This window comes from Paenibacillus sp. FSL R10-2782 (assembly GCF_038592985.1).
GTDB classification, from domain to species: domain Bacteria; phylum Bacillota; class Bacilli; order Paenibacillales; family Paenibacillaceae; genus Paenibacillus; species Paenibacillus terrae_C.
Map to the genome: position 1 here is coordinate 126,541 of NZ_CP151951.1, position 19,815 is coordinate 146,355.

The 19,815-nt window shown below is 46.2% G+C and carries 21 protein-coding genes and 1 riboswitch; of the genes, 10 read left to right on the forward strand and 11 right to left on the reverse strand.

Features of this window, described 5'->3' with window-relative positions:
* Positions 1-192: 192 nt before the first annotated feature.
* On the forward strand, positions 193-1,269 hold the full coding sequence (locus NST83_RS00490) for a hypothetical protein (RefSeq protein ID WP_342416183.1): 1,077 nt from the start codon (positions 193-195) through the stop codon (positions 1,267-1,269).
* A 91-nt stretch (positions 1,270-1,360) separates the two neighbouring features.
* Here NST83_RS00490 and NST83_RS00495 read toward each other — a convergent pair whose 3' ends face one another.
* Positions 1,361-1,960, reverse strand: a complete 600-nt coding sequence (locus NST83_RS00495) for a GNAT family protein (RefSeq protein ID WP_342416184.1) — start codon at positions 1,958-1,960, stop codon at positions 1,361-1,363.
* A gap of 91 nt (positions 1,961-2,051) precedes the next feature.
* Positions 2,052-2,552: a tRNA adenosine(34) deaminase TadA gene (tadA, locus tag NST83_RS00500; RefSeq protein WP_342416185.1), complete on the reverse strand. Its 501-nt coding sequence runs from the start codon at positions 2,550-2,552 to the stop codon at positions 2,052-2,054.
* 328 nt (positions 2,553-2,880) lie between these two features.
* On the opposite strand from tadA, the gene NST83_RS00505 reads away from it, so the two are divergent.
* On the forward strand, positions 2,881-5,184 hold the full coding sequence (locus NST83_RS00505) for a PAS domain S-box protein (RefSeq protein WP_342416186.1): 2,304 nt from the start codon (positions 2,881-2,883) through the stop codon (positions 5,182-5,184).
* Positions 5,185-5,208: 24 nt separating this feature from the next.
* Complete coding sequence (gene rluF / locus NST83_RS00510) at positions 5,209-5,910, forward strand: 23S rRNA pseudouridine(2604) synthase RluF (RefSeq protein WP_342416187.1); 702 nt, start codon at positions 5,209-5,211, stop codon at positions 5,908-5,910.
* A gap of 134 nt (positions 5,911-6,044) precedes the next feature.
* On the opposite strand, the gene NST83_RS00515 is transcribed toward rluF, so the two are convergent.
* Entirely contained in the window at positions 6,045-6,872 is an 828-nt protein-coding gene (locus tag NST83_RS00515) for a flagellar motor protein MotB (RefSeq protein ID WP_137061034.1), read from the reverse strand.
* Positions 6,865-7,659, reverse strand: a complete 795-nt coding sequence (gene motA, locus NST83_RS00520) for a flagellar motor stator protein MotA (protein WP_137061035.1) — start codon at positions 7,657-7,659, stop codon at positions 6,865-6,867. Before motA ends, NST83_RS00515 begins: the two co-directional genes overlap by 8 nt.
* Before the next feature lie 187 nt (positions 7,660-7,846).
* On the opposite strand from motA, the gene NST83_RS00525 reads away from it, so the two are divergent.
* Both NST83_RS00525 and NST83_RS00530 read left to right on the forward strand, forming a co-directional pair.
* On the forward strand, positions 7,847-8,140 hold the full coding sequence (locus tag NST83_RS00525) for a hypothetical protein (protein ID WP_342417843.1): 294 nt from the start codon (positions 7,847-7,849) through the stop codon (positions 8,138-8,140).
* A 119-nt stretch (positions 8,141-8,259) separates the two neighbouring features.
* Positions 8,260-8,559 carry a 4a-hydroxytetrahydrobiopterin dehydratase gene (locus NST83_RS00530; RefSeq protein ID WP_137061036.1) on the forward strand — a complete coding sequence of 100 codons (300 nt, stop codon included), beginning with the start codon at positions 8,260-8,262 and terminating at the stop codon, positions 8,557-8,559.
* Between the two features lie 75 nt (positions 8,560-8,634).
* Here NST83_RS00530 and NST83_RS00535 read toward each other — a convergent pair whose 3' ends face one another.
* The 4 genes from NST83_RS00535 to NST83_RS00550 all read right to left on the reverse strand — a co-directional run bounded on the left by NST83_RS00535 (position 8,635) and on the right by NST83_RS00550 (position 13,224).
* On the reverse strand, positions 8,635-9,141 hold the full coding sequence (locus NST83_RS00535; protein ID WP_137061037.1) for a GNAT family N-acetyltransferase: 507 nt from the start codon (positions 9,139-9,141) through the stop codon (positions 8,635-8,637).
* 303 nt (positions 9,142-9,444) lie between these two features.
* Positions 9,445-9,945 carry a C40 family peptidase gene (locus NST83_RS00540; protein WP_137061038.1) on the reverse strand — a complete coding sequence of 167 codons (501 nt, stop codon included), beginning with the start codon at positions 9,943-9,945 and terminating at the stop codon, positions 9,445-9,447.
* A gap of 5 nt (positions 9,946-9,950) precedes the next feature.
* A riboswitch (cyclic di-AMP (ydaO/yuaA leader) is annotated at positions 9,951-10,088 on the reverse strand.
* 284 nt (positions 10,089-10,372) lie between these two features.
* A complete protein-coding gene (locus NST83_RS00545) occupies positions 10,373-11,200 on the reverse strand; it encodes a hypothetical protein (RefSeq protein WP_342416188.1) in 828 nt (275 codons plus the stop codon).
* A gap of 11 nt (positions 11,201-11,211) precedes the next feature.
* Entirely contained in the window at positions 11,212-13,224 is a 2,013-nt protein-coding gene (locus NST83_RS00550) for a M1 family metallopeptidase (RefSeq protein ID WP_137061040.1), read from the reverse strand.
* 124 nt (positions 13,225-13,348) lie between these two features.
* Between NST83_RS00550 and NST83_RS00555 the strand changes: the two genes are divergently transcribed.
* Positions 13,349-13,855: a YwhD family protein gene (locus NST83_RS00555; RefSeq protein ID WP_342416189.1), complete on the forward strand. Its 507-nt coding sequence runs from the start codon at positions 13,349-13,351 to the stop codon at positions 13,853-13,855.
* 304 nt (positions 13,856-14,159) lie between these two features.
* Positions 14,160-14,666, forward strand: a complete 507-nt coding sequence (locus NST83_RS00560) for a PTS glucose transporter subunit IIA (protein WP_342416190.1) — start codon at positions 14,160-14,162, stop codon at positions 14,664-14,666.
* Positions 14,667-14,784: 118 nt separating this feature from the next.
* On the opposite strand, the gene NST83_RS00565 is transcribed toward NST83_RS00560, so the two are convergent.
* On the reverse strand, positions 14,785-15,534 hold the full coding sequence (locus NST83_RS00565) for an MBL fold metallo-hydrolase (protein WP_342416191.1): 750 nt from the start codon (positions 15,532-15,534) through the stop codon (positions 14,785-14,787).
* Between the two features lie 226 nt (positions 15,535-15,760).
* Here NST83_RS00565 and NST83_RS00570 point away from each other — a divergent pair, with 226 nt between their 5' ends.
* Positions 15,761-16,306: a histidine phosphatase family protein gene (locus NST83_RS00570; protein WP_342416192.1), complete on the forward strand. Its 546-nt coding sequence runs from the start codon at positions 15,761-15,763 to the stop codon at positions 16,304-16,306.
* A gap of 161 nt (positions 16,307-16,467) precedes the next feature.
* Here NST83_RS00570 and NST83_RS00575 read toward each other — a convergent pair whose 3' ends face one another.
* Positions 16,468-17,409 carry a YafY family protein gene (locus tag NST83_RS00575; protein ID WP_137061045.1) on the reverse strand — a complete coding sequence of 314 codons (942 nt, stop codon included), beginning with the start codon at positions 17,407-17,409 and terminating at the stop codon, positions 16,468-16,470.
* 183 nt (positions 17,410-17,592) lie between these two features.
* On the opposite strand from NST83_RS00575, the gene NST83_RS00580 reads away from it, so the two are divergent.
* Positions 17,593-17,910, forward strand: coding sequence for a hypothetical protein (locus NST83_RS00580; protein WP_342416193.1), 318 nt, complete (start codon positions 17,593-17,595; stop codon positions 17,908-17,910).
* 27 nt (positions 17,911-17,937) lie between these two features.
* Positions 17,938-18,801, forward strand: a complete 864-nt coding sequence (locus tag NST83_RS00585; protein ID WP_342416194.1) for an NAD(P)-binding domain-containing protein — start codon at positions 17,938-17,940, stop codon at positions 18,799-18,801.
* A 25-nt stretch (positions 18,802-18,826) separates the two neighbouring features.
* Here NST83_RS00585 and NST83_RS00590 read toward each other — a convergent pair whose 3' ends face one another.
* Positions 18,827-19,708 (reverse strand): LysR family transcriptional regulator, encoded by an 882-nt coding sequence (locus NST83_RS00590; RefSeq protein WP_342416195.1) that lies wholly within the window; start codon positions 19,706-19,708, stop codon positions 18,827-18,829.
* Positions 19,709-19,815 lie beyond the last annotated feature (107 nt).

Below are 19,815 nucleotides of genomic sequence, written 5' to 3' on the forward strand. Positions count from 1 at the left end.
AGACTTTTTGCCTAAAAATTTGGTGAAATACAGGACACTCTGGTTAGAGAACCAGGGTGTCTTTGTGCTTATTGTAAGAAAATTTTCCAATAAGTGTTTCATTGCATGTGAGTATGCGGTAAAATGGAGGGGTGTGTATTTTTTTGTTAGTATTATAAAAGGGGTTAATTACGAGAGGAGAGAATCTACACAATGAGTAAAAAGTTATCTGTCTTGGTACTCACTATGGTGTTGCTTTTGACGGTAGCCCTGGTAGGTTGTAGCAAGAAACTGGAACCGAAGGAAGCTGTTACGAACGGTACGGCTAATGCAATGAAATTGACTTCTTATGAATCCAAAAGTCAATTTTCGGTTAAAGATCTGACGATCACATCTGCTTCTGTTCCAAGCGAGCAAAGTGCAATGGTAACGAGCATGCTGAAAAATGCAGATATTACGCTGGATGGCGTATATCAAAAAGAACCTTTACAATCTGAAATGACGCTGGGCATTCATTTGAAAGGTGATCTTTCCACTAGCTTCACCATTCCAATGGTTATGACCAAGGATAAATTGTACGTTAAAATTCCGAACATTCCATTTTACCCGCTTCCACAGGACGTAGTAGGCAAATTCCTGATCATTGATCCTCAGGAGCTGGCTAAACAGTCTGGACAAGAATTTAATCCTGCATCAATGGATCAGGAAAAATCGCAGAAATTTGCGAATGAAGTCATTGCTGCTATTCTGGGCGAGTATGATCAGGCAACGTACTTCTTTGATATTGATCCTAAGGATGCTAAATTGCCACAAGGCATTAAAGCTAAGCAAGTCGTACAATTTAAAGTGACAAACGACAACGTGAAGCAAGCTGTCGATACTTTTGTTACTAAGGCCATTCCTAAAGCGATTGATGTGATGTCAAAAGACGAGTACATCAGCTTGTTCCAATTGAAGAAAGAAGATCTTACCGCAGCAAAACTTGCAGTAGAAACAAACACCAGTGATTTCAAGAAAAAGCTGGATGAGTTGAAAAGCTATTTGACAGTGAAGCAGTTTGACATTAACATAGCCTTGAACAAGGATGATATTCCTGTGTATCAAGACCTGAATGCGAATGTAGAAATGAATGATCCGACCACAAAAGATAACGTAAAATTGTCTGTGACTGGCTACACGCAATACAGCAAAATCAATGAAAAAGCAACATTTAAAGTGGGTATTCCAACAGGGGACCAAGTCCTGACGATCGAACAATTTCAACAAAAAATGCAAACTGTTGCTCCTTAAATAAAGGAACGACGTGATTGTAAAGGCATTATCCATATCATCTGATGTAATACAACAAAACCGCTTGGCTTAGAGCCAGGCGGTTTTGTTGTTATATATGGCTCTGAGCAGATGGTGTAGCGGTCCAGGTTTGCCACACGTTATCCTCGGCTAAAAGCCCGAACATTCGATGATCCTGCCATGTCCCTTGAATTTGTACCAGCTTGCGGGCAATGCCTTCAGGCTGAAAGCCGCATTTTTGCAGTACACGCTGTGAGCGTTCGTTATGCAGCAGGGTGCCGGCTTGCAGTCGGTGAAGTGATAGGGCGCGGAATGCAAATTGTATGGTCAGCTTCAAAGCTGCGGTCATGTGTCCTTTGCCTTGTTCGTGCTGATCCATCATGTAGCCGATATCGGCGAATTGTCCCACGCCTCGCACAAGATTAGAAATAGAGATATACCCGATGAGACGCTCGTCCTCCAAGAGAAAGATACCGAACGAATATCCCCGATCCTCCTCGGCTTGACGCAATTTTTGACGGATATATTCCTGCTGTTCTTCCAGCGTGAAAAATGAGTCGCCGTGAAGTGGCTCGTACGGTGCATGAGACTCCCTATTTGTAAGCCTGAGGGCCAGTAGAGCTTCACTATCCGCCAGGCTAAATGGTCGCAACAAGATACCTTGAGGCATGTTATACAGGCTCATAGGCATGGGCTGATCTCCTTCCATAGGAAATTAGCAGTGAGACGTAAATAACGGCTGCACCACTGTTGTGTATAAGTAAGCGATCTAGCTCCCATCCTCAGGATGAAGACGGTGGAGAAGGTAGCTTGGCAGCGGCTCTTTTTTGCCGTAGCTGACGAAAAAAATCCGTCAGCAGCGAGGCGCATTCCTCTTGAAGAATGCCGCTGATCACCTCAGTGCAATGATTGAATCGAGGCTCCTGTAGGAGATTCATCAGCGTGCCCGCACAGCCTGCTTTCGGATCAGTGGTGCCGTAGATCAAATAGGGAACCCGTGATTGTACAATGGCTCCGGCGCACATGGGACACGGTTCCAGAGTGACATACAGCCTGCAATCCAGCAGGCGCCAGGCCCCCAGATGCTCGCTGGCCTGACGAATGGCGACCATTTCGGCATGTGCTGTCGGGTCAGCGTTCGTCTCACGCAAGTTGTAACCGCGTCCTATGATTTCATTATCTTTTACGATGACAGCTCCGATGGGCACTTCACCCAACGCTTCTGCCTTATACGCTTCTTGAATAGCTTCTTTCATCCAATAAGCGTGATCTATCGTGGTCACTGGTAAAAAAGCTCCTTTCAAATGCGAATTATCCAACGAACAAATATTCCGCTGTTAACATGATGTGAATAATTTTGTGGATAACACGACACTTGTCCACAGGTTTATCCACAGTTTATAATAAAGGCTGTGTATTTGTGGACGACTTGTGGATGATTATCTTATTATATTGTAGGCAAACGTTCGCATATTGACAACTGTATACAAGCTGTGTGTATTTATGTTTATCCGGGAAATGTAAATGCTGGTATCACAGGCGGTATTACGGTATCATTGAGTTAGCAATTGCCAGTAATCGCCAGCATACGGCAAGAGGTGAGAAATCAGTGTGTCGATAAAAATCAAAATTACGATCATTTTGTCGGGGTCCCTTCTGTTTATCCTTTTGTTAAATATTGCACTCAACTATTACACGACCCACGAAAATTTAAGAAGTGACAGCGAAACGAAAATGGTTCTGACGGCCAAGACTATTGGAGGTGCCATTGAACAAGCTCAACAAAGCTGGGTGGCTGTAGACAAGCAGCTTGGATATAATTTGTGGCTCTCTGCCACACTGGCTGCCAGCAAGCTAGATCCTGATATCGATCATATTACGCAGGAACAACTCGAACAGATGACCAAGCGCAGCGGGGATATTGATATTTCCTTGATGGTGCGTGATGGAGAGGGGTATAAGATCGCCAAATCGTCGAATCCAAAAGAGATCATGTCTGGCGATCCGTTGACCGGCTATTGGAAAAATGCAGTTGATCAATTATATGAGCATGGACAGGCTGGATTGGTGCATGGTCAACAACTGGAACATTTTTGGACTGGAGCATTTGACTATACAGGCTCAGATGCCACCCATATTAACAAGTGGGGATTTTATTATGACCAGAAGCGAAACTATATGATCCGAATCTCCTTCCAAGACAGTGAAGTTCAAAATTTTATACCGATTCTCAATCCCGATGAAATCGTAAAGCAAACCCAACAAGTGGATTACCGCATCATGGAGATAACAGGAATTAACCCCACAACCTTCGGTGGCCCTACGATGGACAGCCATGGAAACGACCGAAAATATTATTACATGTACAACAAACCTATCCGATTCGGCACGTATCAACTAGCGAGGGTGCAGGAGGATCGTTTGGCTGTGTCCAAGGCCGTTTTCTCCGGGGAGAGCATTGTACAGGAATGCTATATTAAAGGTGAACGGGTCCTCGTCAGTTACATACCATTTTATCCGGCTAACCGTGATGCCTATGTCATTCGAATTGTTATGAATTATGATACGATCTCTTCCGTTATTTATAAGCAATTAATCAGTCTGATCGCCATCTCTATTGTCTTACTGGAGGTTGTAATCATTGGCAGTTATGTGCTGGCAAGTATATTTGTCCGCCCAATTCAGTCGATATTGGGAAAAGTGAACGAGATGGCTGACGGCCATTTTGACACACGACTACAGATTAAGGGCGGCCATGAGCTTGCACAGCTAGGTGAGCGCATCAATGCGATGGCCTACAATCTTGGGATGTATACACGGAGACTCGAACAGATGTATGAGGAAAACCGTTCTGTAAAAGAGCATTTGGAGTCTGTCATTAACCAGACTGCTGATGCGATTCATGTGACAGATCAGGATGAGCGTATCATCCGGGTCAATCATGCCTTTGAAGCCCTGTACGGCTGGACCAAAAAGGAATTGGTCGGACGTAAGCTCCAGTTTGTACCGCCACAGCAAGAGGAAGAGTACGAATTTCAGAAGGAAAGATTGCTTCAGGGAGAGAGTATGGTGTCTATTGAGTCCATTCGAATGCGTAAGGATGGAAGTACGGTGGAGATTAGTATGAGTACATCGCCCATCCTGGATGAAGAAGGCCAGATTCTGGGATTTATCAGCGTCTCGCGGGATATTACAGGCCGCAACCGGATGGAGGAATTGCTGCGCAGATCGGAGAAGCTGACGACGGTAGGACAACTGGCGGCAGGGGTGGCGCACGAAATTCGTAATCCGCTGACCACGCTGCGTGGGTTTCTCCAGTTACAGCAGCAAAATAAAGCGCTGAATCTGAAGCATAACGATATTATGCTGTCCGAGCTGGATCGTATTAATCTGATCGTTAGCGAATTTTTAATATTGGCGAAGCCGCAAGCTGTACATTTTCAGAAAAGAGATGTGCGCAATATTGTGAGTGACGTTATTTCCTTGCTTGATAGTCAGGCGCATCTGCTGGGCATTGTGTTCAATCTTGAAGTAACGGAGGAGCCTGCCCTCGTACATGCCGAAGTAAATCAGTTAAAGCAGGTATTCATTAATTTGCTTAAAAATAGTATGGAGGCCATGAGTAAGGGTGGTACGATAACGATTCATTTGTTCTTGGAGGGAGAAAGCGTTAAAATCTTCATACGGGACCAAGGGACGGGTATTCCCGCAGAGATGCTGTCCAAGCTGGGGGAACCTTTTTTCACAAACAAAGAAACAGGTACAGGACTCGGACTCATGGTCAGCCAGCGTATTATACAGAGTCATAAAGGAACACTGGATATTGAAAGCATAGAGGGTGAGGGAACAACAGCCCTTGTGCAGCTTCCAACTGCCAAGCCTGAGCAACTGGAGGGGCAGGAGAAGGAAGCGTGACAGTAGAAATGGAGGGTACACAGGTTGCGCATTAACAAGTTTATCAGCGAAACCGGTTTTTGCTCGCGCCGGGAGGCGGACAAGCTGGTAGAGAGCGGCCGCGTGACGATTAACGGCGAGGTGGCGGTGCTGGGCAGTCAGGCGGAGGAGGGCGACGATGTCCGTGTGAACGGCAAGCCACTCCGTGAGAAGTCCAATCACGTATATATTGCATTGAACAAGCCGGTGGGGATTACAAGCACGACAGAGAGCCATATTCAAGGGAATGTTGTCGACTTTGTGGGACACCCGCAGCGGATTTTTCCCATCGGACGTCTGGATAAAGATTCGGAAGGTCTTATTTTACTTACCAATGACGGAGATGTTGTGAATAAGATTTTACGGGCGGAAGGCAAGCATGAGAAGGAATATATCGTAACGGTGGATCGACCCGTCACACCTTCTTTCGTGCAGGGGATGTCCACAGGTGTAAAAATACTCGGTCAGCGGACGCTTCCCTGCGAAGTGACGCGTGTTTCTGAGTACGTATTCCGCATCATCTTGACGGAAGGAAAAAACCGTCAGATTCGGCGCATGTGTGCTGCCTTCGGCTATGAAGTGAAGAAGCTGCAACGTCTGCGGATTATGAATATTCGATTGGGGTCGCTTCAGAGAGGCGCCTGGCGCGACCTGACAGAGACAGAGAAGCAGGAACTAGGTGAGATGCTGAATTACACACTCAGCTAAGCCTGAGGGCTTCTCATGGCTGATAGATGGCAGGGCAATGGATAGGATAAGAGGCAGAGTGGAATAGCACAATGAAAAGGCACCAGCTGCATAAAAAATGCGGCGGTGCCTTTGTCTATATAACATATGCATAATCAACCTTCATTCGAGCTTGAGGTAGGACTGATAACTTGTGTGCCGTTCTGATATTTACGTAGTACGGAAATTTCGACACGGCGGTTTTTGGAGCGTCCTTGACCATCCTGATTGCTTGCTAGGGGACGATACTCACCATAACCGATGGATACAAATTTGGTTGGATCAAGCTGCGGGTTGAGTAGCAAAATGCGCAAGAAATTCAGAGATCGTTTGGCACTCAAATCAAAGTTGGATGGAAACTGGCTATTGGAAATAGGGACATTATCCGTATGACCCGATACGATAACATCATAGCCAGGAAACTGCTGGAGCATGCTGGAGATGGACTTGGCCAGCTTTCTCGCTTCCGGCTTTACTTCGGCCTCACCCGATGAAAACAAGGCGTTATCACTAATAGTTATCATGAGCTGGGATTGGTTCAGTTTTGTATTGAGCAGCGGAGTCAGCCCATTATTTTCAATATACTGATCCATTTGCTTTTTGAGCTTTTTCAAGTCCTCTTCTTCCCGCTGGGCGAGTTGCTTTTGCAGTTCAGCCGTAGAAGTTGCCTTCGATTTTATAGGTTGTGTTACCTGTTCTTTATTTTTGCCCATATCTGCGGATTGTGGCGATGGATTGGCAGCAGAGTGATCCAGTATGCCTGTGCCGCCACTAAAGGCCGCACTCATGGATTGAGCCATAGTTTCAAATTTTTTGGCGTCGAGCGCGCTCATCCCGAATAAGACGATGAAAAGAGCTAGCAGAAGGGTCATCAAGTCGGAATATGGCAACAGCCAGCTTTCGTCGGCATGCTCCTCGTGCGGTTCATGTCTTTTTTTACTCACCGGAATCCCCATCCTTCTCGGTCAGGGTAGCCCGTTCGGTTGGAGTCAGGAATATCGTCAGTTTTTGGCTGATCGCAATGGTGGATATACCTGATTGAATCGACAGCAGGCCTTCGACCATCATCAATTTAAGCTCTACTTCTTTTTTGGATAGTCGTTTCAGCTTATTGGACATTGGATGCCACAGGACATAACCTGTAAAAATACCAAGCAACGTCGCAATAAAGGCTGCCGCGATGGCATGAGACAGCTTGGCCATGTCACTAAGATCGGCCAGAGCGGCAATCAGACCTACGACGGCACCGAGTACCCCGAGCGTTGGAGCGTACATACCAGCCTGAGAGAAGATCAGTGCACCGGAGCGGTGTCGATCCTCGGTGGCGTTAATGTCCTCCATTAGAACATCCCGCACGAATTCCTGATCATTACCATCAATAATCATACGCATACCACCACGCATAAAGGGATCGTCGATCTCCTCTACCTTGGATTCCAGCGCAAGCAGACCTTCGCGACGGGTAATGGATGCCCATTCGGTAAATGTGCCGATGAGCTCTTTACGGTCCAAAAGCTTTTGTTCCGTAAAAATAACCTTGAACAGTTTTGGAATCCGTTTGATTTCTTCCATCGGGAAGGCCATAAAAATACTTGCTGCCGTTCCGACAAAAATAATCATGTAAGCAGCGGGGTTGTTGACCAAGTTGATCACTGGCGCACCTTTGAGAATCATCCCGACGACCAATGACACAATCCCGAGTACAAGTCCAATAATGGTTGAAATTTGCATGATACACCTCATCCATGAGAATAGATTTTGAATCCTTTCATGCCGCCGGGGTCGTCCTTGCCCCAGGCACGTCATTACAAGACGGATTATAGTATTTATCGACAAAACTCTCTTTTTTGTTAAGTACGAATTTCCGGTATAATAAGGTGATTATGTAATGAATGGCGGAAGAATTGGAGGAAATGGCATGGGAGTGAAGCACGGACGGGAGTATGAACAAATTTTGAACGATTTGACAGAGGCTGTGGGACGCATTCCAGATAGCTATGAATTTTTCGAAATGGAAGCAGAAGATTGGGACAGGCTGGACCCGGCAGGGCGTCAGGAAGTCAATGAAGCACTGGCTGAAGATCTGTTTTATGCGCTGGGTACAGAGCCTGTTATCGCTGTGGGCAGCGGCGTTGTTATCTATGAACCGGGGCGGCACCGTATCTATGTGCTCATTGGAGATGAGGAGTTGACGTCGGTACCTTTGATTTGAACAGGCCGTTTTATGGATTTATCAACGGGGCCGTGGTAATATGGACACCAATATATCGTAGTTTTGGTCGCATTCAAAGCGGCTGAAAGGCTTCCGTACAAACAGGGAGGAGTCGTATCATGCCTTTTACACAAGGAGAGATTGAAGCACATCTGGAGAAGCTGGAGGGCTGGGAACTGGAGGAAGGACGATGGATTGTCCGGAAATATAATTTTTCCAGTTTTATGAAAGGGATTGCATTCGTGGATGAAGTTGCTGCTATATCGGAAGCATTTAATCATCATCCATTTATTACGATTGATTATAAGACCGTGACCCTGCGTTTAACCTCCTGGGATGACGGTGGCATTATGGCCGTGGATATTAAGGAAGCCCAACAATATAATGAAGCTTTTGAGAAAATGCGTAGCAGTCATTGAGCTAATCGTAGCCTGCCGTATGATAAAAGCGCCTTCGATATACAACAATGCTGTTGTATGCCGAAGGCGCTTTTATCATAGAACACGAGGCTGGTGGTCGGGATGATATACCATACAATGAAACGCCTTCTTGCCATCGGGAGTCTGACGTTCATAGGTATCGGTAAGCTCAAATCCGGCTGCCTTGTAAGCACGGATGGCGCGCCCATTCCAGGTCAGCACCTCCAGATCAATTTCATTCTCAGGATTGCGTCGTCTGGCTTCCTCGGCAATGGCACGGACAAATTCGGCGCCTCTGCCATGTCCACACAATCCGGGATGCATTCCCAGACCTAGCCGGGTCACGCCAATCATCGGGAAATATTGAGCAAATCCGGTTAGTATGTTCTCGTCGTCCAATACGGCTACGTATTGATCTTGGCGAAGCGAGGGGCTTCCAAATTCGACCTCAAGCGCCTTCATTTGTTCCCAAGGCAGCCAGCCGTATATATTGTAGGGTGGATCATAGCGCCACTCACATATCGCAGCCGCCTGCTGCTCGTCCATCGGCACGATTCGGTAGTTAGATATTGAGGCAGGCATGTCTTCCCGTCCTCCTTTTACAAGTACTTAAACCATTAACAACAGATTGTAGACAAGTTGCAGGGGATTGGCAAGCGTGTTTATTTCATACCCAAGTCGGGTATACATTCAATAAGAAGGCTTTACTGCTCATATGCTCCCCCCGCCGTGACGGTAAAACCGACGATGTTCGCAACAACTGAAACCTTTTGAGGTGTCAGTTCGTCAGTAAAGATAACGTTTCTGATGTCGCGGACATAAAAAACCGCAATTCGATTCCGGCCAGAATCAAATTGCGGCTCAGGTTAGCTTGCTGTTCGTTAGTTATTCTACGTTGTCGTCATCAGGAGTTTCAGAAGCTACAGCGTGGTAAGCATCTGTGCTCATAATTCTTTTGGCACCGACATATCGGTTAGCGTAATAATTTTCGTTCAGTGAGCTAACAACTACACCACGTGAAGATGAGGAGTGGGCAAATTTCCCTTCACCCATGAAGATACCTACATGGGAAATGCCTCTACCTGTGGTGTTGAAGAACACCAGGTCTCCAGGTCTCATTTCATCGCGGGATACGGAAGATCCCATTTTGAATTGTGATCCGGATTGATGCGGCAGTTTAATTCCCAGTTTTTGATATACATACATTGTGAAGCCGGAGCAATCGAATCCGTCGAGTGTAGTGCCTCCGCTTCTGTAGCTCGTTCCTTTGGTATCTTGGATGACCTGGTCCATCTTGGAGTCTGCAAATGCACTGCCGCCACCGAATGTAAAAGATGTAAAGGCAATGGCAAGACCCATGACTGCGATTGTTAGTTTCTTCTTCAAAAAAAATATACCCCTTCCAATGCCTGCGAGGTTAGCTTAAGGATTCGGTAGAAGGTTCCCCTATGACCACTCTGTTGCGAGATCAATTCACCCAAACTGGTTCCCCCGCTTCCTAGGTGCCAGGAATTAGGCTTAACTTAAGATGTGCACCTTGGAGAGCAGTATTCACGATAACGATGCTTTAAGGTAAAGGTTACAATAAAGATTACAAAGTTGTTACTATCAGTTCACTGCGATTATTGTAACAAAGTCGGCTGGCTTTGGCAAATGTTTCATCGCAAAAAGTTACAAAAAAATCTGCTCCCTTTATCGCGGGAACAGATTTTGTTAAGAGTATTCAGTTATGTGCCGTTTACATGGATAGGAATGGATATAGATAGTCGCCTTTCGACAGCCAGAAATTGCTCAGGAGGAACGGAGTGGGGGTTCAACCTCTGCCGGAGATATCGGTATGCCATAGGCGGTACTGTGAACTGATGTGCCATAGCCTGACCAGACTGGTAACAAAATGATACGTTTGCTGGAGAATGAGTGCCAGCATGCCAGTCCAAATCATCGCCACCGTGCCGAATAGGCCAAGGACAAGCAGCACACCTGCGCCGAGCAGAAGCGAAATACCGATAGCCGGGAGGATTTGGCGAAAGAAGGCGAGCAGCGACGGCAGTATGGCGTGACCACCTACGGTGCCTAACTGCATGTACAGGATGCACTGGCGGATGAACCAGCCATAGGCGATCCAACCGATGGCATAGGGCAGCACATGCAGCAGATAGGCGGGAGATTGCAGCGCCCCGGCTACGATAGGGTAGAGCCTCGGCACCACCCAGAAAGCAGGGAGCAGCAGGAGCCCAAGCTCGATGATGTAATAGATAATAGATGATAAACCATGACGTTTCATTCCACGGAAGAAAGACAGACTTTGCGGCTCGGTTGCATGGGTGTGCAGACTTTGGTATATTCCCGCCCGGATGAAGGGGGTAATCAGTATACGCAGCGCCGTTGCCCCCAGTAGTATCCACAGATACATATGAACCTCCCGGTTGTCCGTCAGGGCAATATGGCTCTCCATCCAAAACAAGGTCTTTCCCAGTTCGTTTTGACCCTGGTCAGGGTAGCGCAGCAGCAGGGGAGTAACGGCGGATTGTACCACTCGATAGAGAAAAACGCCCCATAGCAGTCGATACAGAAACAGAATGATGACAATATAAAATTGTATGCGCACAAGCGCCCAGCCTTCTTTTATAACAATACGCATCTATAGACACCTCACCATGACAGACTTCCAAGCATTGTCTCCAGCAGCTTGGTTACACTTATGCTCCAACGGGTCTGTGTTTTCTCGTCCAGTTCGGCCTTCAGGTTGTTGTTGATATGCTTGTTCTCCAGTGCAATCGTGTACAGTGGATCAACAATCACATGAGAGACCGGGGATGCACTTTTAAGTCGATAGGTGGTGCTTTTGCCCATACCGTCCCATGCCTTGAATAGCGTTGTGCCGTCCTTGAAGGTAATTTGAACAGGGACCTTCGGATAATCGGCCCCTTTTTTGCTGAGTGTAATGATTGCTTCGTATCCGTTGGTCAGCGGGCGGTTCGTAATGCGATCTACCGAAAAGTCCGCCATCTGGCCGTCGTATACATATTGTTCAAAATAATGGCTCCACGAACGTCCGGTGGCTCTTTCGACGATACGCTGAAAATCCTGTGAGGTTGGATGCTTGAATCGATAGGTCTGGACGTAGGTACGCATAATTCGGTCCATTTTTTTCGCGCCGACCTGGCGTTCAATGCCACGCAGCACCAGTTTACCCCGAGAATAGGCATTTTGTGCATATTCAGTAGCCGAGCCGTACTTCCAGGACTCGCGGTTTAACGGCTGTGGGGAAGACACCTGTCCAGACTGTAACGGCAAGTTGGGGATCAGTCCGTACTCTTGCTCCATGAGTCGTTCCTCTGCATAAGAGGTAAAGCCTTCATCCAGCCATGGTTCCTCAAATTCGTTGTTTGCAACCATTCCATAGAAATATTGATGCCCAATCTCATGAACAACTGTCCGCTCCAGATTGTAGCCGGGATTCAGATTATCCGCGGCTGCGGCTGTAATCAGTGTGGGATACTCCATGCCGCCCGCGCCGCTGCCTGCTTTGGGTGGTACAACGATGGACAGGGTCGAATATGGATAAGGCCCGTACCACTTGCTGTAATAGGAAAGAGCGGCCTTGGCTGCGCTCATATAACGTCCCCGGAGTTCCTTGTGCGATGGGTCGAGATATAGCTTGACTTTGACTCCCGGTACCTCAGCAGAGGAAAATGGTTCTTCTACAGCTACAAAATTTGGTGAAGCGGACCATGCAAAGTCGTGCACGTCATCGGCATAGAATTGATATATTTTCTGCCCATTTTGCCGGATTGCTCCACGGGTAGGGAATCCAGTTGCGGCCACGATGTATGTTTCGGGCACTCGAATACGCACACTGTAAATTCCGAAATCGGCGTAAAACTCGGAGTTTCCATGATACTGATGCAGATTCCAGCCTTCCTCGGCGCGTCCACGCTGTCCTGCGGTTTCATAGACGCTAAGTTTGGGAAACCATTGACCCGCCATGACAAAATCATCTGTTGCGCCCATACGTGCGAAGATGGCGGGTAGCTTTACCTCAAACTTCATATATAATGTAATGCTTTCACCGCCTCGGACCGGCTTGGGGAGACGCACCTTCATGAGCGAGTGGTCGTTCACGTTACCGTCATCCGGCTGCACATACTGTGTCCGGTGCATGAGGGATAAACCGTCTTCCGTTTTAAGTTCAGTTAGTGTCATGGAGCCAAAGCCGTTCTTGGGCATGGTGTCACTGCGCAGCTTGCCCCCGGATTCCTTCATAAAGGTGGTTTCCATGGAAGAGAAGGCATTGGGGTACAGGTGCAGATACAGATCATTCACGGTTTTTGTGCCCGGATGCTTCCAGGTGAGCGTCTCGGTGCCCCTTAAAACCTGCCCTTCTTCCAGGGACACGTCAATGTGGTATTCCACCACACGCTTGCTGAGAATTTCCGAAGCGGGCTGTGGAGGACTTTGGGGCACGTCAGGCAGGATGTTTGCTCCCAGGGGCTTGCCCATGTTTGGCGCAAGCGCAGACTCTGACTGGGAATCGTACGGCGGTTTGCCCAAGGATTGCAGATCCGACTCAGGTTGAGGCTGCCAGGCAAACCATAACGTCCCTGCGAGGAGACCGAGGGCTAGTGTAGACAATAAAACGATTTTGGTGTGTGCTGGGGTCATACAATGGATACCTCCCGTTGACAAGCATCTACAGCATGTATATGTTTGCTTTCGGGAGATTATTAGTTAAAATATTTATAGTGTAGAATGAGTGTCAAGACGGAAAATGGAGGCCTAGTGACGCATGAGCGAAAATCAGCCAGACGGCAAAAAACAGATTGCACTGAACATTGTCAGTGGCAAGAGTAAACATAAGGGTTTCGGCGCAGGTTCAATCGACCTGAACAGCATGTCCCCGGTCATTATTGACCGCGGCGAGGCGAAAATTGATGTCGGTGCCATGCATGCCAAAAGTAAAGTAGAACGCGGGATTAAGTTTTCTACCAATAAAGAGGATGTACCAAACGGGCGCCAGGTATGGCTGGTATGGGTAGCCGTGGATCGCACACCCGAAGGGCGTGTATATGGTGGAGCGACGGCTTGTGAGATGCTGATTGACGAAGAAGCCAAACGCGGCTGGAAAATCCTTGCTGATCACGTCAACCGTATGGATTACGCGCTCAAGCGCCGTTTCATGCTGGACGATCTCGGAAGCGAGGATAAAGCAGCGCTCAAAAGCCTGCTGATCTCGCATAACGAGGAATGGTGGGATGCCTCGCCTGAGGAATTGAAGCAGGCGCTGGAAGGGTAAGAGAAAGATCAACCACAGAAGCAGTTTCTCCGTATTTGGAGGAACTGCTTTTTTAACGGAGATAAGGAATCAGTAAAATATTTGAAGAAAAAAACTGTATTTACGTTATAAAATGAGCTACACTGAGAGCCGGGTTATTTTGCGATGATAGCGCCTTGACATCATGGAAAGGCATTCACTATAATTCAAATAGAAATTGGTTCCAAGCCGGTTTTTATTTATTTCTGGAACCGGTTCCTAAAAGGGTGTAGTTAAGTCCTATTCACTGTTTATGAATGTAATCTGTAAATAAGGTGGCATCGTTATGTTTAAATGGTTGAAAAAGAAGGTGGCTCCTCGTATTGAAGAATTCGACATGGTAGCACCAATTAGAGGACAAGTGGTTTCCCTTGAGGAAGTTCCAGATCCTGCGTTTTCTACGAAGGCTATGGGGGAAGGCATCGCTATTCATCCGTCTGAAGGCAGGGTCACGGCTCCTTTTACGGGGAAAGTCGCTCATGTGATGGAGAAAAGCAAGCACGCGCTGATCATTGAACATGAATCCGGTGTACAAGTTTTGATACATGTCGGGATTAATACCGTCTCACTCAAAGGGAAGGGCTTTAACCCTCATGTCCAAACAGGAGATAACGTTAAAGCGGGGCAATTATTGATGGAGTTTGATCTGGACGCTATTCAAGAGGAGGGATTGCCTGTAATTACTCCGGTAATCGTTCCAGATGGGCAAGAGATGATCAGTCATGTGGAAATATTGGAAGGCTCGTCTGCTTCTCCTGATGCACCTGTATTGAGAGTCTATTTGAAAGTCTAGTCAGTATTCAGCTTCCTACTTCGTAAGATCATTAGGTAAGTTCTTAGGGTTTAACAGTAAAATATGTAGGATAAGACTAACTGGAATTTCTGGTTAGTCTTATCTTTAGATAAGTAAGTCACAAACCGCATATTTCAGCTATCCGCCGATTACAATTGCCTTCGTAAAGCCCTCCATGAAAGCAAATCACTTTTTTTATATCATATGTGAGCAGATTTTTAAGAGATTCCTTCGCCATGTTATAATCATGACAGTATTGTGGATCTGGCCCCTGTAGCTCGCCACTCACTACGTTCAGAGCATCTCCTGCAATCAAAGTTTGACTGGTCTTATGATAGAAGCTTAGGTGCCCCGGTGTATGACCAGCAGTATCTACAACTACGATCCCTCCACAGAAGGGCAATTCCTCCCCGGGAACGATCGTGGAGTTTACGGCAGTCTTCGGGGGATTTTCAAGTGTGCGCCGGAATGCATGTCTCCACTCTACCGGGACAGATTCGGGCATGGAGTTTACAGCTTGAGTTATCGCTTCTGGTGTCAGCTTTATAAGCTGCTTTTCTCCCTGTATATAGGGTTTTTCGATAGAACTGGAAAACACCTGAACTGGGGATGGACAAGTCTGGATTACATCTGCCAAACTGCCGATATGATCAAGATCCTGGTGTGTAATGAATATGGAGGTAAGATTATGGATGGTGAATCCGGTACTTAGAATAGCCTCTTGTAAAAGCGGTAATTGCCCGGGGTAAGTCGTGTCCACTAAAATCATATTATCTTCGTCCCACATTAAGGTGGGGTGAATGCTCTCTGTTCGTCCCATAATGGTAGAAGAAACCTGAAGTAGCTGTATTCCCTTGTCCAATTGCATCGAATCCCTCCTGAAAGAGTTGATGTAATACAAAGGAATCGTATCACGAAATTAAAATTTGTAAACCCCAATTATAACATAAAAATAATTATTTGTCAATATGTAGGATTCTAAATTTGTGTGACAATGACTCTTGCAAAGAGTGCTTTTTTACTTTCATTCAGGTTAATCAGAGGTTCACGAAAGTAGAGAAGTGTAACTAACTTTACTGGTTAGGAGTGATTACGTGAAGAAGATTTACTTTGTGAGACATGCCAAAGCGACAGGACAGGAGCCAGATGCCCGACTCACCGATGAAGGTATCCAACAAGCTGAGCAGTTGGCTGATTTTATGGAGAATGTAGGTGTGGAATATATCGTATCCAGCCCGTGGGAACGGGCCGTGCGAACCATTCAGCCTTTGGCTGAACGGAAACAGTTGCAGGTATATACTGATCTACGTCTTCAGGAACGGGTGCTTAGCCATGAGCATTTGGATCATTGGATGGACGTGCTGAAACAGACCTATCTGGACGAGGATTTCAAGCTGGAGGGAGGGGAATCATCTCGTGAAGCGGCAGATCGAGGAATACAGCTTGTTCAGGAGCTTATAGAACGGACAGAAAAAACGATCATCATTGTAACTCATGGGGCTCTGCTGTCACTTCTCATTCGACATTACGATTCGCAGTTTGGGTTTGAGGAGTGGAAAACACTTTCGAATCCGGACGTATATTTGCTTGAAATCAAAGAAGCAGAAGCCCAGATTCGCAGAGTGTGGACTACGGATTGAAATTAGTGAAGTGCGTTTATCATAGAGGTTTAAGTATGATTGGAATCGACAGGGGCGGCGCAAGCTGAGTGCAGGGGTGATATTAATGATTATCGTCCATGGCACACCTCTGAGCCTGTCACTCTAATTCAGAGCAGGCTCAGAACAATTTTAAAATATGGCTAACCATATTGGTTCAGCAGATCATGGAGTTTATTTTTTATTTGTTCACGCACTGCCTGAGGTTGCTTTACGTTTGCTTCCATGCCAAGTCCAAGAAAAAAATGTACCGCCCATGTTGCAAATGATGAACTCATTGTTGTACGAATCGTGCCCGAGCCATCCTCATTCAATTCGATAGACGGTGCCAACCACAAGTCTGACTGACATCGCCGCACACCCTCGGATGTTAAATCTACTTCCAATTCTGCCATATCACTTTCATCCATGCGCATAACCCACTGCTCAATATGATCCCCGTTCATATCGATTTGCTTGCTTTGGTCCCCTCCATCAGAGAAATCCTTCACTCGATCCACACGGAACACTCGATAATCCTCTGCAAGAAAACAATAAGCCTGGCAATACCATAATCCGTTCATTGTATAAATACCGAGTGGCTGGATCATCCTTTCTCGACGCGTGGCTGCTTCATAAACAATTGTAATGACGCGTTGTTCCAGCGCACTCTCCAGTAGCTCTCTGAGAAAAGGCACTTCTATGTCATGCGGAGGTATCCAGAAGACAAGCCGCTGCTGCATTTGTTCGATCTTTTGCTTAAGTTCACTAGATAGATAATGAAAGAACTTGTGCAATGCGGAATCTACTTCGTTTTTAAAGGGGAGAGATTTGTAATTTCGTAATGATTGGCAGGCAAAAAATAATGCCATGGTTTCGTGTTCTGTGAAGCTGATTGGCGGTAGTACCTTCTCGCGCAGTACGCGGTAGCCACCTCCAGGCCCTGTTTGAGAATATAGGGGAACTCCGAGTTCACTTAGCTCCATCAGATCACGAATCATGGTTCGACGTGAAACGCCGCATTCGTCCGCTAACTCCTGTATGGTGAATTTTTTGCGTTCATTTACTAACATGATGAGCTGAACAAGTCGTTGTGCTTTGTGCATGTTTTGCTCCTTTTTTAAGCAAATAAATATTGGTGACAGTAGTTGGCACTATTATCACGTATGCTTAACCTCGAAGTCAAGGTTCACACATCTGAAATAACAGTGAGTCAGGCTCGCATGGAATGACTGTGACAGAAGGTGTGAGGACGCTTTTTAAATGAAGAGGATGAGGGGAGTTTTAAGATGAAGAACGAGCAATACGTAATGGAGCTAGTACTATTCAAGTTAAAAGAGGGGACGGATAAGGACTCTTTTCGTAAAGCTGCCGCTGAATTGAGTGATGTGCTACAAGCCCAATTACCGGGATTTAAAGAGCGTCAATTGCTACATACCTCTGACGAAGCACAATGGACAGACATTGTATATTGGTCTGATATGCAAATGGCAGTGGCGGCGATGGAAAAGCTCAAATCTGTGCCTGCTTTCCAAACGTTTGCCTCTATGATTGATTCCAAGGACATTCATTTACTACATCTGGTTCCAGTGAATCTGGAAGCGTAAAGAAAGGGAATGGAGAATGTGAATAATATGAACAGCGTATCTGTAATAGGCTTGGGCTCTATGGGCGTTGCAATCGCTCAATCGTTACTTCAAAGTGGTTATAGAGTTACGGTATGGAATCGGACAAGTGAGAAGGCTGAACTGATTGTGAAGACAGGAGCGATTTTGGCACCTAATGCTGCGGCAGCAATAAGCGCGAGCGCAGTGTCCATTATCTGTGTATCTGATTATGCAGCGTCGTATAGTATTTTGGACACGGATGAAGTGAAAGCGGCTCTGGCAGGACGGATTCTCATCCAGTTAAGCACAGGAAGCCCGCAACAGGCCCGAGATCATGAAGTATGGACTCAAACATACCAGGCTGAATATATAGAAGGAGCGATCGTAGCTTCTCCTACCCAGATGGGACAACCGGAAGCTACCATATTTTCATCTGGTTCTCCTTCTGCATTTCACAAGTGTGAGCCGTTACTTAAAAGCGTAGCTGGAAATGTGCTTTATTTGGGAGAGCAGGTTAGCGCAGCTTCGACGACGGACTTGGCATTTCTTTCGTATCTGTTTGGCTCGTATCTCGGTTTTTTCCACGCTGCACGTATTCTTGAATCAGATGATCTTCGTGTGGATACCTTTGGGGCCATGATTGCCCAGATATCTCCCGTTATTGGCGGGGTAATGAAGTATGAGAGCGAGTTAATTCAGAGTGGAGCTTACGATAAGCCACAAAGTTCTGTAAATATGAGTATGGTTACCGTAGATCTTCTCATGGAACAGGCTCGTGAAGCAGGGATGAATAATGAATTCCCCGTATTTGCCCAAGGCCTCTTCAAAAAGGCTTTAGATGCAGGATACGGTGAAGAAGAAGTATGTGCGCTAATCAAGGTGATGCGTTAGGCGCATAGGGCTGAATGGGTAATGTTTAAGAGAATAATTGTTTTAATATCGAAATCCATTGTTTGACCTCCAACCGCTCTTCGCTACGCAGACAGGCAATGCCGTATACCACTTCTTCCGAGGGGCTTAAAGGAACGAACGTAATCTCTTGATCCTGCACAATCACGAAGTTAGGAAGTACCGAGATACCCAAATCGCTTTTGATCATGGTATGTATCGTATTTACGCTATCTCCGTAGGTATACATGGAAGCTGGACATTGCTCGGCAATGATCCTTTGTATTCTTTTAAGCGTTGGGGGAGATTGGTGCTCGTCGAAAAAAATGAGAAATTGATGATCTAATTGTTCGATTGTTAATTCCCTTTCGTTCGCAAGAGGGTGATTATGGGGCAACACGCAGACATATGAGCCTTTATATACGGGATAGAAGCAAAAATGGCTGTCCTTGCCCAAATTATCTTCCGTTGTAAATATAATATCGAATTTTTGGTTCAATAAATCCTCTTTCTCTCTGGTCAGGTTGGATTTTCTAAGCTGAATTTGAATCTTCGGGTATCTCTCCTTAAAGCGCTTGATAACGTCAGGCAAAACCTTCTTCTCAAAGATCGTCTCCGTATAGCCGATGACCAGAGTACTTTCGTATTGTTCCGAAAGGCGTTTGGATTTCAAAATGGATTGGTCCAAACGGAACAGCAGCCCTTCAATATCGTCGTAAAAGCTCTCGCCCGCTACAGTCAGTTTAACCGACCTTTTGTTTCGAACAAGCAACACAATGCCCAACTCATGCTCCAGGCTCTTGATGTTGTGGCTCACTGCAGGTTGCGTCAAATGCAACTTATCGGCCGTTGTCGAAAAATTAAGCGTCTCCGCAAGAGAAACAAAGCATTTCAGTTGTTGAATGTTCATTCGAAGTATCCTTTATATGAAATTTATTTATTACTCATAAAATAAGGTGATTTCACGCTGGCGTCAACCTGTGATATGTTTTCTTGTGAATATAATCACTAAGGAAG